Origin of the sequence: Candidatus Chloroploca asiatica, from assembly GCF_002532075.1 — a bacterium.
In the GTDB taxonomy this organism is placed as follows: Bacteria; Chloroflexota; Chloroflexia; order Chloroflexales; family Chloroflexaceae; genus Chloroploca; species Chloroploca asiatica.
Window position 1 is genome coordinate 54,656 of the sequence record NZ_LYXE01000069.1, and the last position, 19,963, is coordinate 74,618.

Consider the following 19,963-nt stretch of genomic DNA (forward strand, 5'->3'; position numbering starts at 1 on the left):
GCTTCTGGAGTGCCGGCTGAAGCCGGCTTCAGCCGGCACTCCCTTCGGCAGCAAAGCAGAAAACGTACGTTACAGACTACTACGTGTGATATGAGGAAAGCGGGGGCATCTATGGCAGCAGCACGCGAACAGGTCGGTCGCAGTAATTCTACCGCCGTCAGCCGTTTGCCAGGCAGCATCAGCCTTGTTGCCTACATTGTCACCCTCCTGCTGGTCGCGATGGCAAGTTACGTCGTCATTGATGCGGCCGTTGGGTGGACAAAAGAGCGTCTTGATGATGTGCGTTATGGTCGTCCTCGTACCACCCATATTGAAGGCTTTGTTGGGCATCCAGCGGAAGATGCTGGTCGGCCAACCCGGTTCATCGGGTTGAATCTCGACCGTCAGGTTGTTATTCTCGCTTTACCGGGAGGAGATGCGACTCACGTGCAGAGTTTGCCTGGCCCGTACCTTTTTGGGGCACGCGAAGATTTGACGCCTGTGATATTATCGCTATATGACCTTGATCGTGATGGTCGCCTTGACCTCCTTGCCACGGTAAGGAATGAGCACGTGATCTACTTGAATCGTGCCGAGGGTTTCCGTCTCCCAACACTAGAAGAGCAGCAACAAATGATGCAGGAGCAGGGGCTGTGAACAGATTTGACGAAGATCCAGTCAGACGTCGCAGTACGTCTAGGGTGGCCCCTCTTGCTTCACAGCCGGTGCAACGGATGCGTCGTTCTTCGATTGACTGGCTTAACGGCGATGATCTGCCGTTACCCATACGTCCCCGTCCCACCCCGCTTGATGAATTGCCTGGCGATCATGACATGTATGCTGTAGCAAGCGAACCACTACAGTGCTCGCAGCAGCGTCTTGATGAGCTTACCGAAGAGGCGATCCGCTTTGAACATCAGACGGCTCGCTCACATTTTCGGACGGGGATGCATCTTGCGTCACTGCCTTCTGCTCCATCAATCAGTGGTTTCAAGCAGTGGCTCATCCTTGGGGGCGTGGCTCTGCTCAGCCTATTGGTACTAGTGCTGATGCGTCCTGACGGTAACGGCGGTTTGATCAGTAATTGGAGCACACAAGTATTTTCTGAGGGGCAGCCACAGGTTACTAATAGCCTCAGTGCAGTCTTTTTGAGTGATGTTCGTCCTCCGGGTGATTATGCCTTGCGTGCCGCGCCGAGCCTGACACCACAGCAAATTGACGCCATCCTGGCTTTGTACGGTTCACCCGCCACTGGCACAGGTGCCGTATGGTTTGATCTGGGGCAGCAGCGTGGCATTGATCCGGCTTTTGCGGTTGCCTTTTTCATTCACGAGAGTGGTGCTGGGACTGCTCAGGGTTGGGCCGGGCTCAAGCCTGATGGCTCGACGACGCATAATGTTGGCAACATTATCTGTGCCGGGTATCCAACCTGTTATGGTCGGTTTCGTGATTATCCTTCGTGGAACGATGGCATTGCCGATTGGTACCGTCTGATTGATGTTGAGTATCTACAGGGGCGAGGGCATCAAACGGTCGCCGATATTATTCCTGTCTATGCACCTTCCTTTGAAAATGATGTCAACGGCTATGTCAACGTCGTCCAAAAGCTCGTTGATCGCTGGCGTACCCAGGGGGTACAGTAGCTATGAGTGCCCACTATGCTCAGAGCCGGCGACGCCCGTTGATCTTCTTGTTGGTGATCTCGCTTGGTATCCTGGCCTTGTGGTTGCGCACTGACGACGAGCCAGTGCAGTATACGCGCTGGCAGGGCCTTGCCCCGGCGGTCATGACGAATGCACTCGCCTCGGTCAACGACAATAGCTTGCGCGCAGTCGCTGAACCTCAGCAGGGGCGTGGTCAACCAGATGCGCAGCGTCCCTATGGCAACCCGCTGCGAGCAACCAGTACTGTGATGACGCAGGGGTATGGCGTTGGCACACATGCCCCGGCGCACGTCTGGGGGGCGATTGATCTGGCGATCGACAGCACTGGCAATGGCATGGCTGATCCCCAGGGGAGTTGGAACCATCCAATTTATGCAACCCACGATGGGGTTGTCACCGTCACGCCAAATAGTTATCCCGCTGGCAATCATGTCTGGATCGTCAATGATGCGTATCGCACAGGGTATGCTCATCTGGCTACTTTTACGGTGAGTAACGGGCAGGTTGTTGCCCGAGGCGATCTTATTGGCACGATGGGATCAACTGGGATGTCGTCGGGTCCGCACCTTGATTATCAGGTTTGGGAAAAGGTCAATGGTGCGTGGATCAATCGCAACCCCCTCGATTTTAGCCCGTTCGAACTAGCACCCTGAGCAGATCACAAGCGCACTGCATTGTCATCGTTATCATACCGCAGTGCGCTTGAGCTTACTGTCTGCCAGCGCGCCAGGCATCGGCAGCGTGACGACCACGCGGGTCGATCTGCGTACTCTGCTCGAAATGGAGGCGGGCCTGCTCGGGCGCGTCAATGGCGTTGAGCAGCGTCCCCAGATAGAAATGGATGTCGGCACGTTGCGGGGCAGGACAAGCTGGCAACAAGGGCTCAATCAAGGTGAGCATCTGTCTGGCCTCTTGGCTGCGCTGCTGATTGAGTAAGAGACCTATCAGCGCACAGCGCAAAGCGGCTTCATCGGGAGGCAATGGATGCACGGCTAGCCCTGAGCGCAAGAGCATTTCGATGGTTGCGATGGGTTTGCCCAGTTGTTCCTCGATGCCGGCGAGTTGCAGATAGGCACTTGCCGAACGTGGATTAAGCTCAAGGGCCTGGGTTGCGGCCTGGCGTGCTTCGTGGAAGAGACCTGTATCGAGGAGCGCGGCGCTCAGCGTTGCGTGCAATTCGGGATGTGCAGGAAAGAGAGCGATCGCCCGCTGAAAGGCCATGATCGCGGCTTCGCTCTGGCCTCGTGCCAGCAAGGTCGCCCCTTGCAAGGCATATGCATCGGCCGAGTATGGATAGAGGCGTAGCAGCCATGCGAGCACCTGTTCGGCGCGTGCATAGCTGGCTGTCGTGACGGCCTGGCGTGCCATCCCCAGGAGACTTAGGCGTAACACGAGATAGAGTACAAGGGCAAGGCCAATCAAGGCAGTGAGTAGGCTACCGCCAAGCAAGACGTGGAAGAGGAGCACCACGAGCAAGAGCACCGCTTCGGGCACAAGCAAGAGTTGCTTGCCAAGCCAGTTGAAGGGTTGCCCGGTGGGGAGCGTGGGCCACGATTTGCGAGCCTGTGATGACATTGATACTCCTTTGGGTGGGGCTTTGGATGTAGTATAGAAGACACCTGTGACATGTACGGTCACTCTTACCATTTCAGATGGTAGCTTTTGGATGGTAGATGGCCGGGCAAGACCTTCCAAGGTGCGTTGGCCGCACGACCGATGCAGAGTGCTCAATTCTTATTGGTATCAGGTGCAACAAGCCTGAGTGTTGCAGCGTCAAAGGGGTAGAAGCGGCAGATTGACCGCCTTGTGATCTGAGAAGGAGCAACTTATTATGCAAGCGCGCCTTACCCGTAGCACCAGCGAGTCGATGGTGGCGGGGGTCTGCGGTGGTCTCGCTGAATACTTTGCCATTGACCCGGTGATTGTCCGGTTACTGTTTGTTGTCGTGACGCTAACGAGCGGCTTTGGCCTCCCGATCTATCTTGTCCTCTGGGTGATTATGCCCAAGGGTGCAGCGGCAACGGTTGCACAGAAGCAGCACCAGGCTTCAACAACCTATGGCTACCTTGATGAGCAGCAACAGGTTCGAGGCACCATAGCGCGAGAGGTTCTGGTTGGGCAGCGCCAAGAGGGAGTGCGGACGCGGCTCGGGGGTGAGGCCGGTTTTGCGGCTGCACCTGATGCACCAGTCTACCGTTTTGACCCATACACAGGCCAGATGCTTGATCCTGATGCTCCGGTCGGTGCCGATCCTGCCCAGCCCTATGGTACCGATCTGGTGCCCGAGGGGGGGGCACGGCGCAAACGGAGTTGGCGTTTACTCGGAACCATTTTGCTGGGCATTGGGAGCTTGATCTTCCTTGAGCAACTGGGGATCAATATGTCCTTGATCTTCCCAGTGTTGTTGATCGTCGCAGGGGGGATGCTCCTCTTGCGCAAACGCTAGTTAAAAGGTGGCCTGAAGACACGACAAAGAACCGGCTAGCGCAACTAGCCGGTTCTTTGTCGCGTCTTCGGGTCGAGCGGCATTACCTCACCTGATGGGCAGGCCGAGCAGGTTGTTGCTCGAGGCGCGTAATGAGGCGGTCGAGTTCAGCGAGGGTATGGGCCAGCCCGGCCGGAGCGCTATGGAGTGACCCATCGGCAGCGAGTGCCGCGTGGACATTGCGCACATCATTGCCCACTGAGGCAAGATTGCGCAAATCGTGGGTAATGCGTTTATTGCTGATCTGCACCCCGTGGCGTCCCATCATTGCCTTGTAGTAGGTATAGTGCTCGTTGAGGTGGCGCGCGACCGTTTCATAGCCGTGTTGCGCGATCTTCAGGCGGGTATGATAGCGCATCGTGCTATCGCCAAACATCACCTGGTCATCACGGGTCGGCTCGATCAGCACAATATCGACCTCAGGATGGCGACGGCGCACCTGCTTCATATGGTAATGAAGACCAGCGTGGATGAAGGTACGGAAGACCTGGCTCCCCACGCGGTGAATACCCTCATCATTGAGCCCGGCACCGGGTTTATGGTTGTGGTTATCAAACGGCACCATTGGGTTGATACACACGATCAACTCGGCACCTGACTCGATGGCGACATCAAGGCTTGCGGTACCACGAATGCCCCCGTCAATATAGTAGTGATTATTGATCAAGACAGGGCGATAGAAGAGGGGGATGGCCGCAGAAGCACAGACCGCCTGCGAGATTGGGACATTGTGCAGGGGTGGTTTGCCAAAGACCGCACGTTCACCGGTATCGAGATCGGTCGCCACAATCGCGAGTTGATGGGGGAGATCGGCAAAGCGATTGCTTCGACCTGGCTGCGCGAGCGCGGAGCGCAGATACTTTTCGAGCATATGCGTATCATAGAGCCCGGTTGGCAAGCCAGAGGCGAGATACTCAACCGTATCGAGCAGCGTAAAGGTCTCACCTTCAGCCAGCATACGACGGAGCATCGTACCGATAGCCCCAGGCAACCGTTGGATCCGCTTGAACATCCCCGGCACATCGAGTGAAAAGAGATGCTGTGGTGCGAGTTGGTCAATGCCAAGCAGCGAACTATTGAGGACAGAGAGAAGCGTGCGAGGAGAGATATTATTCGCGAGACAAGACGCGATCAGCCCACCTGCACTGGTACCAACATAGATATCGAACTCATTCACCGACACTTGATCAAGGAGTTGATCAATTGCGCACATCGCACCGATTTCGTACGCTGCCCCGGCGACTCCACCACCCGCCAGCACAAGGGCGGTCTTGCTGCGTTGCATAGATGCCCCATCTAGGAATGTAGGTACGGCTCTGGGCCGCACCAGACGATGACCCAAACGACTTAGACCTCGTGCTCGCGTTGATTTGCTAACTGCTCAATAATCAGAGAGAGCGCATCAACCTGTTCGTGTAAGCGAGCCACGTCATTGCGGCTCGGCATGGCATCAATAGAATTTTCGGCAGGTTGATTGAAATGATTTCCGGTCAACAAATGTCGCCAGCGCTGACTCTCTTCGGCGGTCAACGCCCCTGTAACCACCAGATAATCAATCCGACGTTCAATTTCGCCATCAAGAACCTCGGCCCCGCCGAGCGACGTTGCGAGTGAACGTCGCAAACTAGAGATCGTATCGCCGCCAACCTGGATCAACCCGGTTAAGAGTTGGGTGGGCAGTTGGGTGCCATTGCGCCCACGCGACTGAAGTACCACTTGGGCCAGAATGACCGAAGTAATATCCTCGCCCGTCTCATTATCAAGTACTCGGACAGGCTCGCCCTCTTGTACCAACTTGGCAATGCCATCAAGCGTAATGTACTGCTTGCGGTTGGTATGGTAAAGTTTGCGATTCGCGTATTTTTTTATCACATTCATAGCACTCGGATCTCTTTCAGCGCGGTACGTCTATTATAACACGCTGTGTCAATTCGTGTGCTTCAGCGTTGACGATACAGATGAGCGCAGCAAGTCGAACTGTATCGACCTGCTGCGCTCATCAGCGCAGGGGGATGACAGGACTATTCGTCGGCTTTGCCATCAGCAGCCTTGACCCCACGGGGCTTGTTGGCTGCCGGGGCCGGATCTGCACGTCGAAGTTCCTCGACGCGAGCGGCGAGTTGGGCGATCTTGGCGCTCAGTTCGTCAATATCGCGCTTGGAAGGGATATTCATCCGGTTCAGCATCTGCTCGAGGCCCGTCTCCACCTGGGTGGACAGGTTCTGCACGCTGTTTTCGACCTGCACGGTTGGTGGTTGCGCGACCTGACGGAATTTACCGACCGTCTCTTCGATCAGATGCTGCGCATCTTTCTGCGCGATCTCACCCCGCTCAACCAGGCGGTTCAGGAATTGCTCGGCTTCGTCACGTGTCAGGGCAAAAGCCCCAAAGCCCGCCAGGATCATGCGGCGAACAACGTCAAAGATGGGCACCATCTGCTTTTCAGCTTCGGGCTGCTCTTCGATTTCGCGAACGTTAACCTCGACTTCATCAGGTGTTACGGCCATGATTTTCCTCCCAATCTTCTGTGTCTATAAACAAGCCCTGCAACCTGTTGTATGGTATCATACCACACTCATTTTTCGTTTGCAGACTTTAACGCACTGCGTTATAAACAGAGTATAACACACTGCGTCATGAGAGTCAAGCCTGAAAAAGATGGAGGCCGATATCTTCACGGTAGGTACGTCCCGGAAAGGTGATGCGTTCGGCGTTGAGCAAGGCGCGTCCACGGGCGCCAGCGAGGGTCGCCCCCATCGCGACGACGGTAAGCACATGCCCCCCGGTGATCGTTGGCCGTCCGCTGGAACCAGAATGAGGGCCTGTAAATAAAGTTCCGAGGCCGCGGTGGGGCTGAGCGGGCGCATACTGTAGACCGGCGGGGTGGTGGGTCTGGTCATGAAAGACGAGGATGCCTTCATCAAGCTCGCTCAACCCGTCGATCGGTGCGCCGGGTGGGTAGTGATGAGGGTAGCCCATGGTCACAAGGGCCAGAGCGACACTTGCTTCGTCTTTCCAGTGGAGCGGGGCGATCTGGTCGAGGCGACGGGCAATGGTGGCCTCGATCAGTGGTTCGAGATCGTCTTCGAGGCGTGGCAAAACGGTCTGGGCTTCCATATCACGCAGGCTGCAGCGAAGACCGATGATGATCGGCCCCTTCTGGGTAATAATCCCATCAATGCCGAGAAAGCCCCAGTAGGGGATCTGGTCGCGGGTGAGAGCGGCAACCAATGGTTGCATGATGCGGGTATGGAGGTAGTCGCCGAGTTTCTGGGCATAGGTAGAATTGCCAGTTGCGGCCCCCATCCCCGGTGCATGCGGGCTTGCTGGTTCTGGCCCGAGGTGATCATACGTGTGGACGGGCAAGAGGGGCACGGCGGTGCTGCCGTCGGTGAGTACCGTAAAGCTAAAGGTTGGCCCAGGCAGATAGCTTTCAATCACGACCCCGGCCTCTGGCCCGACGACCGGGCGATTGGCATAGCTTGCCCGGAGGCCTTCGAGCGCCGCGTAGCGGTCGGTATAGACGCCATCGCCATCTTCGGGGCGATCGGCTCTGATCACAACTGGCAGGGCGTGGGCGGCCAGATATTTTTCAGCCGTTGCCAGATCCTCACAGACGCGCCCAGCGGCGAGCGGCAACCCGTGGCGTTCGAGCAACGCACGGGCAAAGCAACGGCTTGTTTCGAGACGCGTTGCCCGTAGAGCCGGCCCACACACCCCGATATGCATCGCAACAACCTCATCAACCAACCCGGCTGCGAGGGCCGTCGTATCGGCTGGCACAATGAGGTCGATCGGTACGCCAAAAGCCCAGCGGGCGATCGCAACGGCATCGGTCGGCTCGAGCTCGACCACAGGCGCGAGCAACGAGGCACCACCATTCCCTGGTGCAACCATCACCTCGGCGCTGGTATGGTGAAAGAGTTTCCAGACCAGGGCATGGGCGCGCCCATCGGATCCGAGTACCAGGATCTTCACTATTGCACCAGCCGTGTACGCGCTGCCGTGATGATGTTTTTGATCAACATACTATTGGTCACAGGGCCGGTTCCACCGGGTACGGGTGTGATTGCACGTGCGCGTTCAGCGACACCGGCAAAGTCAACATCGCCAATCAACTGACCCTCTGCATCAACATTCGTGCCAAAGTCAACGACGACGGTACCGGGGCTGATCATTTCGGCGGTAATCAAGCGGGGCCGTCCTGCGGCAACACAAACGATCTCGCAGGTACGCAAGACGTCCCCAAGGTTGGTGGTACGAGAATGGCAGATGGTAACGGTAGCATCAGCGGTAGTCAACAACTGGGCCATCGGGCGCCCAACCACCGGGCTACGCCCAACCACGGCAGCGCGTTTCCCGCGGAGTTCAATGCCATTGCGTCGCAGCAGTTCGATGCCTCCGGCGGGGGTATTGGGCACAATGCCGGGGCGACCCTGAGCGAGGAGACCGGCATTGATCGGATGGACGCCGTCCACATCTTTGCGGTAATCAAGAGCCAGGATTGCGCTGGTGGTATCAAGATGAGGCGGGAGCGGCATCTGGATCATAATGCCATCCACTTCATCGGCACTATTCAGGGTCGCAATAACCCGGAGAAGATCGTCCTGCGCGGCGTCGGCGGCGAGTTGTTCGAGGCGGAACGAAGCGCCCAGGGTATGACAGAGTTTGCTAATCGTACGGACATACCGTGATGAGGCAGGATCATTGCCGACCTGAATGACGGCCATCCCAGCGGGGCGACCGAGGCGGTGTTGCAGTTCGACAAGTTCCAGTTCTGCCTCCTGGCGCAATTCTTGCGCCAGGCTGCGTCCGTCCAGAATGATGGGGGTCATGCCGTATCCTTATCCATTGATGCGATCGCGCACAATTGCGACAATCTCCTCGGTCTTTTCATTGAGGTTTGCCACAAGGTCTTCAATGCTTGCCCGTGTTTCACGCACATACTGCTGGTCGTCGAGCCCCGCAAGGTTAATCTCGACATTGAGGATCGCGCTCTGAATCGTCGCTTTGGTAATCAGGATGGCGACGCCGATATCGCTGACTATTAGGCGCCCAACCTGTGGGGCTAGGGCGGTACAGAGCGGGATGAGCGCTGCTGCGGCCTGGGCTGTGCGCAAGGGGATGTCGGCGGCCTGACGGGTGACTTGCTGGATGGCGGCTCGGCGCACTGCGGCGTCGGCTTCGGTGGTACGGGGCAAACGATAGGCCGCCGAGAGCCGTTCGAAGACCTCGATATCCTGATCGGCGAGGTGTTGCAATTCACGCCGCAGGGTCTCGGCCCGGTCGTGGATACCACGCAGATCGTCTTCGAGTGCAGCGTACTGCGGTTTGCCAATGGTGAGGGCGCAGACCATGCTGATCAAGCCAGCGGCCATTGCCCCATTGAGGGCCGCAACGCTGCCCCCGCCCGGAGTGGGGGCGCGTGAGGCGAGGGTGTCAAGAAAGGTGCCAAGGGACTGGTGATCCAATGAAGCTGTCAATGTATGCCTCCTGTCAGATAGGCTCGTATGACCTGATACAATAGACGGGTATCCTGAGGCCGCACACCAGGTGCTGGTTGCTGCGGCAAGCTATGTTCGTGATGGATGAAGTTGATCACAGGCTGCGCTGCCGCGCCTCTGCACGTATTATAGCAGCCTGAAGGATCGACAAGTATGCTACACTTGCCGAGTAGCGATTGTTTTCTGGCCCAGAGGGAATGCATGCAAACACTAATTTTTACTGGACCCGTCGGAGTCACCGCGCGCGCTGCGGCAGTCACGGCTGCTGCAGCGGCGCAGGCTGGCTCACGGGTGCTGCTTGCCAGCGTCGGCCCGGCACATCCAGTTGCCTCGCTGTTGGGGGTTACTTCCGCTGTGGAACCACACCCACTTGGCCCAAACCTTGATCTCTGGTGTATTGATCCGTTGGAAGATCTCAGCAAAGTCTGGGGGGCTATTCGTTCGGGGGGGAATCCGACGATCACCGGTGATGAACTCCCGGTTATTCCTGGGAGTGATCTCTTTCTCGCTGTCACCGGTCTCCAGAAGTATAAGAACGACTATGATGTGGTTTGTGCGGATGCCGGCCCTCCCGAGACGTTGCTACGGTCGTTGGGGGCACCGGATACCTTTCGCTGGTTTGTGCGTTTGTTGATCGGGTTGGATCGTGGGCCAGGGCGTTCGAGTGCATCGGTGGCGCGGGCGATCATCCCTACGGCGCTTTTACCGATTTCAACTGACTGGCTTGGGCGGATCCAGGATGCACGGGTACAACTCGAGCGCTTGCGCGACGAGATGGTCAGTTCCCAGTTTTCGCGGGTGCGCTATGTTTTGCCGCCTGATCGTTCAGGTTTGGCCGAGGCGCGGCTTAATATTCCGGCGTTGCAACTCTTTGGGTTGGCGGTCGAGTCGCTGGTGGCTGCGCCGCTGATGCCGACTGGCGTCGCTGAACTGGAACCAATGGTGGCCGAACAGCAAGCGGTCATCCAAGAGGCCGGTACCATTTGGCAGGGTCGCCCGGTGTATGGCCTGCCGATCTTCGGAACCCCCGATAATCTTGCGGCCCTGATGACCCTGGGGAGTCGTATGTATAATGGTGACTCGCCCTTGCCTGGCGCCCCCCCAGCGGCCCCCATTCGTCTGACCGGGCTGCCTGATCCGCAGGTTGCATTGGATCTCCCCGGTCTCCCCCGCGAATTGCTCGGGCTGACGTTGAGTGGTGATGAACTTATTATTCGTGCCGGACCATATCGGCGTCACTTACTGATGCCAGAAGGGTTGCGTGGCATTACCGCGATCCGCGCGTCGCGTCAGGGTGAAACACTTATTATCCGTCCGCGCAAAGAAACCGGTACGTAATTCTCTCTATGCCTGGAGTCTGTGATGGGGCGCAAAACGATTTCTCTACGTGGTCGGGTGGCGGTGATTACCGGCAGTACGCGTGGCATTGGGCGGGCAATGGCTGAATGTTTTGGCACGGCTGGTGCCCGGGTGGTGGTCTCTTCTTCACGCCCCGAAGCCGTTGTGGCGACGGTCGAGCAGTTACGGGCCGAAGGCATTGATGCGACCGGGATGGCGTGCGATGTAGCCGATCGTAAACAGGTCGAACAACTCTTTGTCCATGCGCTCTCGATGTATCGCCAGGTTGATATCTGGGTGAACAATGCCGCTATCTCGGGGCCATTTGGCCGCACGCTTGATGTGCCGCAAGCCGATTGGGAACGGGTCATTCAGGTGAATTTGATGGGCACCTATTATGGGTGTGTGACGGTGTTACCGCATATGCTCGAACGCAACTATGGCAAGGTGATTAATGTCACCGGAGGTGGGTTCAAGCGGGCGCAGCGTTTTCTCGGTGCCTACAGTGTTTCCAAAGCCGGGGTGGTGCGTCTGACCGAAAGCTTGGCGCGCGAGCACGCCAAGCAGTCGGGGCTCTCTTTTAATGTGCTGGCCCCCGGCATTGTGCCTACCGATATGACGAATGAGTGGGAGGCGCTTGGCGAGGCTGCCGAGGCCCTGCAGGCGTTTCCCCGGATCAAAGAGATCTTTGGCACAACCACCGAAGAGACGGCGCTGCTCGCCCTCAAGATGGCCTCTTCAGCGACAAACGGTGTTTCAGGCAAGGTCTTTGAGGTGATGCCACGTCACCGCTCGCTCTGGCGACTCTTGCAGGCCGCGCTCAAGCGACGCTGAGAGGATTTTGACGCAAAGGCGCAAAGGCGCAAAGCTCCGTATAGAGGTATATCAAGCCTTCGCGCCTCGATCTGTCTTGTATGAACGGGGCGAAGCAAGTCTGTTCTCTGTGTATAATAGTGCAGGCTCATAGTTTCGGATCCAGCATTGATTGAGGAAGCGTTTATGACCCAGGAAGCCCAGGCGAGTGCCCCGCAACGTCCTACCGAGATGGCCAAAGCCTACGAACACCAGCAGGTCGAGCAACAACTCTATGCCTGGTGGGAGCAGGGCGGTTTTTTTGCGCCCCGCGATGATGCGCCCGGCCCACCGTTTGTGATTGCGATTCCGCCGCCCAATGTGACCGGTGAGTTGCATCTTGGTCACGCGATGTTTGTGACGATCGAGGATCTGATGATCCGCTGGCGGCGGATGCAAGGATATCAGACGCTCTGGGTTCCGGGGGTGGATCATGCCGGGATTGCGACGCAGAGCCAGGTTGAGAAATTGTTGCGGAGTGAGGGGACATCACGCCAGGAGGTTGGCCGCGAGGAGTTTTTGCGGCGTACCTGGGCGTGGAAAGCGCGCTATGGGGGCGAGATCAGTCAGCAACTGCGGCGGCTTGGGGCTTCCTGCGATTGGACGCGTGAGCGGTTTACGCTTGACGAGGGCCTTTCGTATGCGGTACATACGGCCTTCAAGCGGCTCTATGACGATGGCTTGATCTACCGTGATACCTATCTGGTCAACTGGTCGCCGGCGTTGCAGACGGCGGTGAGCGATCTTGAGGTCGAGTACGAGCAGCGCAATGTCTCGATCTGGTATGTGCGCTATCCTGTGCTGTCGCCTGAGTGGTCGGCGCCGCAGGGTGCCTGGGGCAGTGGCACCTGGGCTTCTGGTGCGGTCGAGTGGATTACGGTCGCGACGACGCGCCCCGAGACGATCCTCGGTGATACGGCGGTCGCGGTGGCCCCTGACGATGAGCGCTATGCGGCGCTGATTGGGCGCGAGGTGCTGCTGCCAGCGTTGGGTAGGACGATCCCGATCATTGCCGATCACTATGTGGATAAGGAGTTCGGCTCGGGGGCGGTGAAAATTACGCCGGCCCATGATAAGAATGACTATGAGGTGGGCAAGCGCCATCAGTTGCCGTTGATCAACATCATGAATAAAGATGCCACGATCAACGAAGCGGGTGGTCCCTATGCTGGCCTCGAGCGCTTTGCGGCACGCAAGGCGATGCTCGCCGATCTTGAGCGCGAGGGCTTGCTGGTCAAGACCGAGCCACATAGTATGAGTGTCGGCATTAGCCAGCGTGGTGGCGAGGTGATCGAGCCGCTGCTGAGCGAACAGTGGTTCGTGCGAACCAAGCCCCTTGCCGCGCTGGCCCTGGCGAGTGTGCGCGAAGGTCGGACACGCATTATCCCCGACCGCTTTGAGAAGATCTATTTCAATTGGCTCGACAATATCGAGGACTGGTGCATCAGTCGCCAACTCTGGTGGGGGCATCGCATTCCAGTCTGGTATCTGCCCGACGGGAGTATTGTGGTGCCCGGGCCTGATGAGGCTCCGCCCACTGAGGGTGTGCAAGATCCTGATGTGCTCGACACCTGGTTTAGCTCGGGGCTCTGGCCGTTTAGTACGCTTGGTTGGCCCGAAGCGACGGCTGATTTGCAGCGCTTTTACCCGACGAGCGTCATGGAGACGGGCTATGACATCATCTTCTTCTGGGTGGCGCGGATGATGATGATGGGATGTTACCTGACGGGTCAGGAGCCATTCCATACGATCTATCTGCATGGTCTGGTGCGCGATGAGCATGGCCGCAAGATGTCGAAGAGCTTTGGTAACGCCGTCAATCCATTGGAGGTGATGGATACCCAGGGAACGGATGCGTTGCGGTTTACGTTGGCGACCAGCGGCACGCCGGGGCAGGATCTGAACCTAAACCCGCAGCGCATCGAGGCGGCACGCAACTTTGCCAACAAGCTCTGGAATATTACGCGCTTTGTGTTGAGCCGGCTCGACATGGATGCGCTGCGCGAGCCTCTGGCGCAGGCTGATGGTGATTTTGCACGGGTGATCGCGACGCTTCGCCCTCAGTTGACGCTCGCTGATCGCTGGATTCTTTCGGCATATGCGCGTCTGGTGGCCGAGGTGGATCGGCTGCTTGAGGCGTATAGTCTTGGTGAAGCGGGGCGGCAGATTCAGGATTTCCTCTGGAGTGATTTTGCCGATTGGTATGTCGAGCTTGCCAAGGTACAGCTGGATCACGATGCGGCGAGCAAGCAGACAACGAGCATCGTGCTTTATGGAATCCTCGAGGGTTCGCTGCGGCTGTTGCACCCGCTGATGCCTTTTGTCACCGAAGAGTTGTGGCAATATGTGACGAGCACGATGCCAACCCGAAGCCACTATACCGAGGTACCACGTACAGTGATGCTGGCCGCGTATCCGATGCCGATGCCCGAGTTGCGTGATGAAGCAGCCGAGCAGCAGTGGGCGCTGGTGCGTGAGTTGATTGTGGCGATCCGCAACGCTCGTAGCGAGTACAAAGTTGAAGCGGCGAAATGGGTAACGGCGATTATTGCTGGCGCTGCGCAGACCGAGGTGTTGCGGGCGCAAGGGCCACTGATTGCGCGGCTCGGACGGGTGCGTGCTGATGACCTGACGATTGTTGAGCGCCTCGACGTCAAGCCGCGTCAGGCGGCAACGATTGTGCTGGGGTCGGTGGAGTGTTACCTTCCCCTGGCCGGTATGATTGATCTCGACGCCGAGCGGGCCCGGCTCCAGAAGGAACTGGCTGCTGCCGAAGCGGATGTTGCGCGCCGCGAGGCGAAACTCTCGAACGAGGGCTTTGTCGCCCGCGCACCGGCTGCGATTGTCGAACGGGAACGTGAGGGGTTGGCGACGGCCCGGGTGACGCTGGCGACGCTGCAAGCCCGTCTCACCGATCTTTCGGCCTAAACCGGACGCTTAGGCCCAATACCTTGCAAAGAAGGCGATTGTTTTGACGCAAAGGCGCAAAGTTTTTAGCGTACGTGAGCGAACCCTTCGCGCCTTCGCGTGAGCTTATTTGAAAAGTATTGCGCTTAGGCCAGGATTTAGGAAATAGGTCAAGCGGATCAAGAGGCGATACACCCCTCCGAACTGAGACCTCACAGCTCTTCAAGACCTGTGAGGTCTGACGGGCTCTCAGTATGACGATGCGGCATCTTCAGGCGTAATTGGTATGTATAGCTATGCTCACAGCGTTTATCACTGATCTGCTAGCTGAATCGTTTCAGATGGTCACGATTGAACCATCTGGAGTAGCTCGGTCTGATGTGCCACCCGAGGGAGCGATCCTCTCGGGGGCTTTCAACCCATTGCACGCGGGCCACGAGGGCATGGCGGTGGCGGCTACGCGGCTGACAGGTCTACCAGTTAGCTTTGAGCTTGCGGTCGTCAATGCCGATAAAGGCGCACTGGCGCTGAGCGAGATCGAACGGCGGGCAAGGCAATTTATTGGGCGTTCCACCCTGGTCTTGTCACGATCACCCCTCTTCACCGAAAAAGCGCGGCTCTACCCAGGGCGAACCTTCATTCTTGGCTACGATACTGCGGTACGTCTGCTTGCACCGCGGTACTATGGTGGCGACCTGGGCATGGCCGAAGCGTTGCGCTCGGTGCGCGCGGCAGGGTGCCACTTCCTGGTGGCCGGGCGGCTCAGTGCCGGCCGGTTTGCGACCCTGGATGATCTGCATCTGCCCGAAGAATGGGCGGATCTCTTCACACAGATTCCTGAGGATCTCTTTCGGCTGGATATCTCGTCAACGGCCTTGCGGGGTGGTGGATAAAGCGAGGGGCACGGCGGTGCCGTAGGGGCACGGCACCGCCGTGCCCCTACTCGTGGTATCATTCATATCGCGTTGGCGAGAGCCGCCAGGTTGCATCAAGCACCGCACGTTGGTTGACGGCAGAGGGGAAGCCAGAAAAGACGTGATTCCAACTCGACTGACCCTGAATAATTTCATGTGCTATCGTGCAAATGGTGCCACGGCAGGCCCCCCTGCCCTCGATTTCGATGGTTTGCACGTCGTTTGTCTCACTGGTGAAAATGGGGCCGGGAAGTCGACTCTGCTCGATGCAATAACCTGGGCGCTCTGGGGCACGGCACGGATGCCTGATGATGATCTGATCGCTCAGGGCTGTAGCGAGATGAGTGTCGAACTCGAATTTCTGCTTGGCGACCAGCGCTATCGGGTGAGCCGTCGCCGCCAGCGTGGTGGCACCGGGAAGCGTGGCGGGCAGACCTCGGGCAAAACCCAGCTTGACCTGCAGGTCACCGGGCCCCAGGGCTGGCGTCCCATCGCTGAGACGAGTGTGCGTGAGACCCAGGCGCTCATCGAGGGTTTGCTGCGGATGTCGTACCAGACGTTTATCAATGCGTCGTTTTTGTTGCAGGGCCGCGCTGATGAGTTTACCGCTCGTACCCCCGCCGAACGCAAGCAGGTGCTCGCCGAGATTCTCGATCTCGGCGAGTATGCGGTGCTCGAAGGGCGCGCCAAAGAGCGGGCGCGGGCGCTCGCTGATCAGTTGATGTCACTCAGGGGCAGCATTGAACAGTTGAACCTTGAGGCTGAACGAGCCCCCTTCTGGCAACTTGAGGTTGAGCATGCTGAACGCCGCGTGCAGGCCATCGAAGAACGGGTGCAACAGGTTGAGCTTGAGTATCAACGGGCGACCGAGCGGCGTCGTGTGCTTGAACAACAGGCCGAACGCCGCAAAGAGGTGCTCCGTCGCCTCGAAGAGCTACGCGCTGCACAGCACGAGCGCGAGACGACGCTGACCCGCTTGCATACGGCTATTCAAAGCGCCGAGACGCTGCTTGCACAGCGCGAAGCGATTCTCGCTGGTCTGGCTGAACTTGCTGCCTCTCGTGATGAGGTCGAACGCCTTGATGGGCTCCGCGAGCAGTGGCAACAGTTGGAGGATCGGCGGAAAGAGTTGCAGCAAGAATTGCGTGAGGCCACTCATGCGTTGCGGAGCCGCGCCGAACGCGCTGCGGAACGACGCGATGGCCTCCGTCAGCGTGCCGCCCGCCAGCGTGAACTTGAAGCCGATCTTGCCCGCCTGACGCTTGAGTTTGAGGCGCTCGCCCCGCTCGAAGCGGCGAAGCAGGCCCGGCTCGCCGTGCGCGAGACGGTCGATGCTACGCTTAACCAGTTGCGCGAGTTGCAACTGCGTGCCAACGATCTGCAGAGTGCCTTTGTGCGCGAGACCGAACGCCTCACTGGGGCACGTGATGAGCAGGCCCGCTTGGTGGCGCGCCTCGACAAGCAGTTGCGCGACGAAGCCCGCTGGCGCAACGATCTGGTGGCTGCCCAGGAGGCCGCCGCCCAGGTGGCAACGCTTGAGGCAACCCTGAGCCAGATGCGCCAGGAGGAACGGGCCGCCGCTGATCACGCGAGTGAGCAGCGCGCTGAACGGACGCGCCTCAAAGCTGCCGCCGATAAGCTCAAAAAGACCCAAGAAATGCTACAGGACGGCACCGAGGTCTGCCCTGTCTGTCAGAGCAACCTGGGCACGGCGGGTCTTGCGCGGGTGCATACGCACTACGAGGATGAACTCAAGCTGTTGCGTGAGCAGTACGCGGCAGCAGGCCAGGCCGCAACAGCCGCCGATCACCAAATGCAAAGCCTGCGCGACGACGTGGCACGCCTTGAAGATCAACTGGATAGGCTGCGCACAATCGCAGCCCGCGCCGACAGCCTGGCCCAACAAGTGGCCCAGGCCGAGCGCTGGCACGAAGAGCGTACGACCCATCAGCAGGCATGCGCCGACTTTGAGGTGCAACTGACGGCTGGCACCTATGCCTCGGCGATCCAACAGGAACGCAACGACGTCGAGCAAGCGATGCACGCTCTCGGCGATGCGGCAGCGATGACAGCGCAACGTCAGCAACTAGCCAAAGAATTGCAAGAGCTTGAACAACAACTGCAGGTTCGTAGCCGCCTGCATGGGGAAATCAACGCACGCCATACCAGTTTCGAAGAACTTTCCCGCGACCTCGCGAGCCTGCCTGAGCTTGAAGCCGAGGCCGCTGAACTTGCACGCCAGATCGAGCAAGGCGATTTTGCTCACGGGATACGCCACGAAGGGCGCCAGATCACGAACGAGCGCGATGCCCTTGGCTATAGCCCCGAGGCTCACAACGATGCTCGCGAACAGAGCCGGGTCTTGCGCCATTGGGAGGAAGACGCCCGCCGCCTCGCCGTCGCCGAAGAATCGCTCGCCCGTGATACGATGCTCCGCCAGCAGACCGAAGAACTCCGTGCGCGTGATGCGAGCCAAATCGAGCAACTGATCGGTGAGGATGCGCTGCTTGCCGAGGCGTTACGTGAATTGCCCATTGTCACGGCACGTGCTGTCGAACTCCAGACAAGCGTAACCAGCGCCCGTCGCGATCTGACGGTAGCCCAGCACGATCTGGGCGAAAAGCGGGGCTACCTCAAACAGGCCGAAGCCGCTGCCGCGCAACTGGTTCACCAACGCGCAACCGAGCAGGCCCTTGGCGAACGGCAGAGCCTCTTTGCTGAATTGGCCGAAGCCTTTGGCAAAAAAGGTGTCCAGGCGATGCTGATCGAGACGGCGATTCCCCAAATTGAAGACGAAGCCAACCGACTGCTCGCCCGAATGACCAACGGCCAGATGCACCTCAGCTTTGAGATGCAGCGGGACACCAAAAAGGGTGACACGGTTGAAACCCTTGAAATCAAGCTCGCCGACGCCCTCGGGACGCGGGTTTACGATGCCTTTAGTGGGGGCGAGGCCATGCGCGCCAATTTTGCCATCCGCATTGCCCTCTCGCGGCTGCTGGCGCATCGGGCCGGCGCACGCCTCGAAACCCTGGTGATCGACGAAGGCTTTGGTACCCTCGATGCCGAAGGCCGCGAACGCATGGTTGAAGCCATCACAAGCGTCCAGGACGATTTCCGTCGCATTATCGTCATTACCCATATTGACGAATTAAAAGACCGCTTCCCTGCCCAGATCGAGATTACCAAAACCCCCGCCGGATCGTATTGGGAATTACGTTAACGCAAGAATCTCCCCGTAACCGTGCAATTGCACAACTGAAGGGTGGTAAGCTCAACAAACCATGTTACAATTGGGGTACTTTGTGTCCTTTCGATTCGCGTTATCCTGCGGGAGCATTGGTATGGAAACTGTAGCCTTTGTGGTTCGCTATGTCTTTGTGGCGGCCCTCGCGGTTGAAGCTATTTTAATTGGACGTGCCTTGATCGGGCTGGCCCGCGAAAAAGCCCGGGCAGCCGTCGTCGTACCTACCACCGAGGAGTAGTCTGTGGCGTATCGGATTTTGCACGTTTCTGATCTCCATACCGGCCCGCCCTTCCGTCAGACTGTTGCCGATACGCTTGTTGCTCAGGCGCACACGATCAAACCAGATCTTGTGGTTGTCTCGGGGGATTTTGTCCAACGGGCTGATTTTGTTGCCCAGTGGCGCGCTGCCTGTGCCCTGCGTGAGGCGTTGCCTCAGCCACAGCTTGTTGTACCTGGCAATCACGATGTCCCGCTCTTTCATCTTCACCTGCGGCTCTTCAATCCACTTGGACGTTATCGCCGCTATGTCACCACAGAACTCAATCCAGTCTTTGAGTTGCCAGGTCTGGTGGTGGTGGGGGCCAATACGGCCCACGGGTTGACCAGTGATGGCGGACGCCTGAGTCGCACGCAGCGGGCAAACCTGCGGCGCATCCTGGCCCGTTATGGCCCCGAGGTCTATAAAGTTGTTGTCTGGCACCATCCCGTTGCGAATCTACCAGGCGCACGCAAAGATCGGGTGATGCGTGGGGCCGCGTCCGCGATGCAAGTGCTTGATGAGCATCGCGTCGGTTTGTTGTTGACCGGGCACCTGCACGCTGGCTATGTCGGCCATACCCGTACTATGATGCCCCATCTTGAGCATGGCACGATCATCTGCCAGAGTGGCACAACGATGTCGGGCCGTGGACATGGGCACGAAAAAGGTCAGAATTCGTGCAATCTGATTACCATTGATGAGCAGTTCATCCAGATTAGCCAGTTGCTCTACCAGGCCGAGGTGCAACAATTCGTGCCGGTGGCCGAGTATCGTTTCCTGCGGATCTGAGCAAAGGTGGTCGTTGCTCGCAAAC

At 58.4% G+C, this 19,963-nt stretch carries 18 protein-coding genes; 11 read left to right on the forward strand and 7 right to left on the reverse strand.

Annotated elements, in window-relative coordinates; genetic code table 11:
- Positions 1-111: 111 nt before the first annotated feature.
- From A9Q02_RS07975 to A9Q02_RS07985, 3 genes are read left to right on the forward strand one after another with little or no spacing between them, the layout of a single operon-like run.
- Complete coding sequence (locus tag A9Q02_RS07975) at positions 112-636, forward strand: hypothetical protein (RefSeq protein ID WP_245860454.1); 525 nt, start codon at positions 112-114, stop codon at positions 634-636.
- The gene (locus A9Q02_RS07980) at positions 633-1,622 is read left to right on the forward strand and encodes a glucosaminidase domain-containing protein (RefSeq protein WP_245860455.1); all 990 of its coding nucleotides are present in this window, start codon (positions 633-635) and stop codon (positions 1,620-1,622) included. Before A9Q02_RS07975 ends, A9Q02_RS07980 begins: the two co-directional genes overlap by 4 nt.
- 2 nt (positions 1,623-1,624) lie before the next feature.
- The gene (locus tag A9Q02_RS07985) at positions 1,625-2,296 is read left to right on the forward strand and encodes a M23 family metallopeptidase (RefSeq protein ID WP_097651829.1); all 672 of its coding nucleotides are present in this window, start codon (positions 1,625-1,627) and stop codon (positions 2,294-2,296) included.
- Between the two features lie 55 nt (positions 2,297-2,351).
- Here A9Q02_RS07985 and A9Q02_RS07990 read toward each other — a convergent pair whose 3' ends face one another.
- Positions 2,352-3,218, reverse strand: a complete 867-nt coding sequence (locus tag A9Q02_RS07990; protein WP_097651830.1) for a tetratricopeptide repeat protein — start codon at positions 3,216-3,218, stop codon at positions 2,352-2,354.
- 256 nt (positions 3,219-3,474) lie between these two features.
- Here A9Q02_RS07990 and A9Q02_RS07995 point away from each other — a divergent pair, with 256 nt between their 5' ends.
- Positions 3,475-4,089, forward strand: a complete 615-nt coding sequence (locus A9Q02_RS07995; RefSeq protein WP_097651831.1) for a PspC domain-containing protein — start codon at positions 3,475-3,477, stop codon at positions 4,087-4,089.
- A gap of 82 nt (positions 4,090-4,171) precedes the next feature.
- On the opposite strand, the gene A9Q02_RS08000 is transcribed toward A9Q02_RS07995, so the two are convergent.
- From A9Q02_RS08000 to A9Q02_RS08025, 6 genes are all read right to left on the reverse strand, one after another.
- Positions 4,172-5,413, reverse strand: coding sequence for a patatin-like phospholipase family protein (locus tag A9Q02_RS08000; RefSeq protein ID WP_097651832.1), 1,242 nt, complete (start codon positions 5,411-5,413; stop codon positions 4,172-4,174).
- 62 nt (positions 5,414-5,475) lie between these two features.
- The gene (locus A9Q02_RS08005) at positions 5,476-6,006 is read right to left on the reverse strand and encodes a polyhydroxyalkanoate synthesis regulator DNA-binding domain-containing protein (RefSeq protein WP_097651833.1); all 531 of its coding nucleotides are present in this window, start codon (positions 6,004-6,006) and stop codon (positions 5,476-5,478) included.
- Between the two features lie 143 nt (positions 6,007-6,149).
- A complete protein-coding gene (locus tag A9Q02_RS08010; RefSeq protein ID WP_097651834.1) occupies positions 6,150-6,635 on the reverse strand; it encodes a phasin family protein in 486 nt (161 codons plus the stop codon).
- Between the two features lie 136 nt (positions 6,636-6,771).
- Positions 6,772-8,106, reverse strand: coding sequence for a phosphoribosylamine--glycine ligase (locus tag A9Q02_RS08015; protein ID WP_097651835.1), 1,335 nt, complete (start codon positions 8,104-8,106; stop codon positions 6,772-6,774).
- Positions 8,106-8,963, reverse strand: coding sequence for a bifunctional 5,10-methylenetetrahydrofolate dehydrogenase/5,10-methenyltetrahydrofolate cyclohydrolase (locus A9Q02_RS08020; protein ID WP_097651836.1), 858 nt, complete (start codon positions 8,961-8,963; stop codon positions 8,106-8,108). Before A9Q02_RS08020 ends, A9Q02_RS08015 begins: the two co-directional genes overlap by 1 nt.
- Before the next feature lie 9 nt (positions 8,964-8,972).
- A complete protein-coding gene (locus A9Q02_RS08025) occupies positions 8,973-9,611 on the reverse strand; it encodes a cyclodeaminase/cyclohydrolase family protein (protein ID WP_097651837.1) in 639 nt (212 codons plus the stop codon).
- 222 nt (positions 9,612-9,833) lie between these two features.
- Between A9Q02_RS08025 and A9Q02_RS08030 the strand changes: the two genes are divergently transcribed.
- The 7 genes from A9Q02_RS08030 to A9Q02_RS08055 all read left to right on the forward strand — a co-directional run bounded on the left by A9Q02_RS08030 (position 9,834) and on the right by A9Q02_RS08055 (position 19,938).
- Positions 9,834-10,970: an ArsA family ATPase gene (locus A9Q02_RS08030; RefSeq protein ID WP_172450784.1), complete on the forward strand. Its 1,137-nt coding sequence runs from the start codon at positions 9,834-9,836 to the stop codon at positions 10,968-10,970.
- Positions 10,971-10,994: 24 nt separating this feature from the next.
- Positions 10,995-11,804, forward strand: a complete 810-nt coding sequence (locus A9Q02_RS08035; RefSeq protein ID WP_097651839.1) for an SDR family NAD(P)-dependent oxidoreductase — start codon at positions 10,995-10,997, stop codon at positions 11,802-11,804.
- 165 nt (positions 11,805-11,969) lie between these two features.
- A complete protein-coding gene (locus A9Q02_RS08040) occupies positions 11,970-14,750 on the forward strand; it encodes a valine--tRNA ligase (protein WP_097651840.1) in 2,781 nt (926 codons plus the stop codon).
- A gap of 275 nt (positions 14,751-15,025) precedes the next feature.
- Complete coding sequence (locus A9Q02_RS08045; protein ID WP_097651841.1) at positions 15,026-15,622, forward strand: nucleotidyl transferase family protein; 597 nt, start codon at positions 15,026-15,028, stop codon at positions 15,620-15,622.
- A 142-nt stretch (positions 15,623-15,764) separates the two neighbouring features.
- Positions 15,765-18,866, forward strand: a complete 3,102-nt coding sequence (locus tag A9Q02_RS08050; protein ID WP_097651842.1) for an AAA family ATPase — start codon at positions 15,765-15,767, stop codon at positions 18,864-18,866.
- Positions 18,867-18,987: 121 nt separating this feature from the next.
- Entirely contained in the window at positions 18,988-19,128 is a 141-nt protein-coding gene (locus A9Q02_RS24155; protein ID WP_167857328.1) for a hypothetical protein, read from the forward strand.
- A 3-nt stretch (positions 19,129-19,131) separates the two neighbouring features.
- Positions 19,132-19,938 carry a metallophosphoesterase family protein gene (locus A9Q02_RS08055; RefSeq protein ID WP_097651843.1) on the forward strand — a complete coding sequence of 269 codons (807 nt, stop codon included), beginning with the start codon at positions 19,132-19,134 and terminating at the stop codon, positions 19,936-19,938.
- The last annotated feature ends 25 nt before the right edge of the window (positions 19,939-19,963 follow it).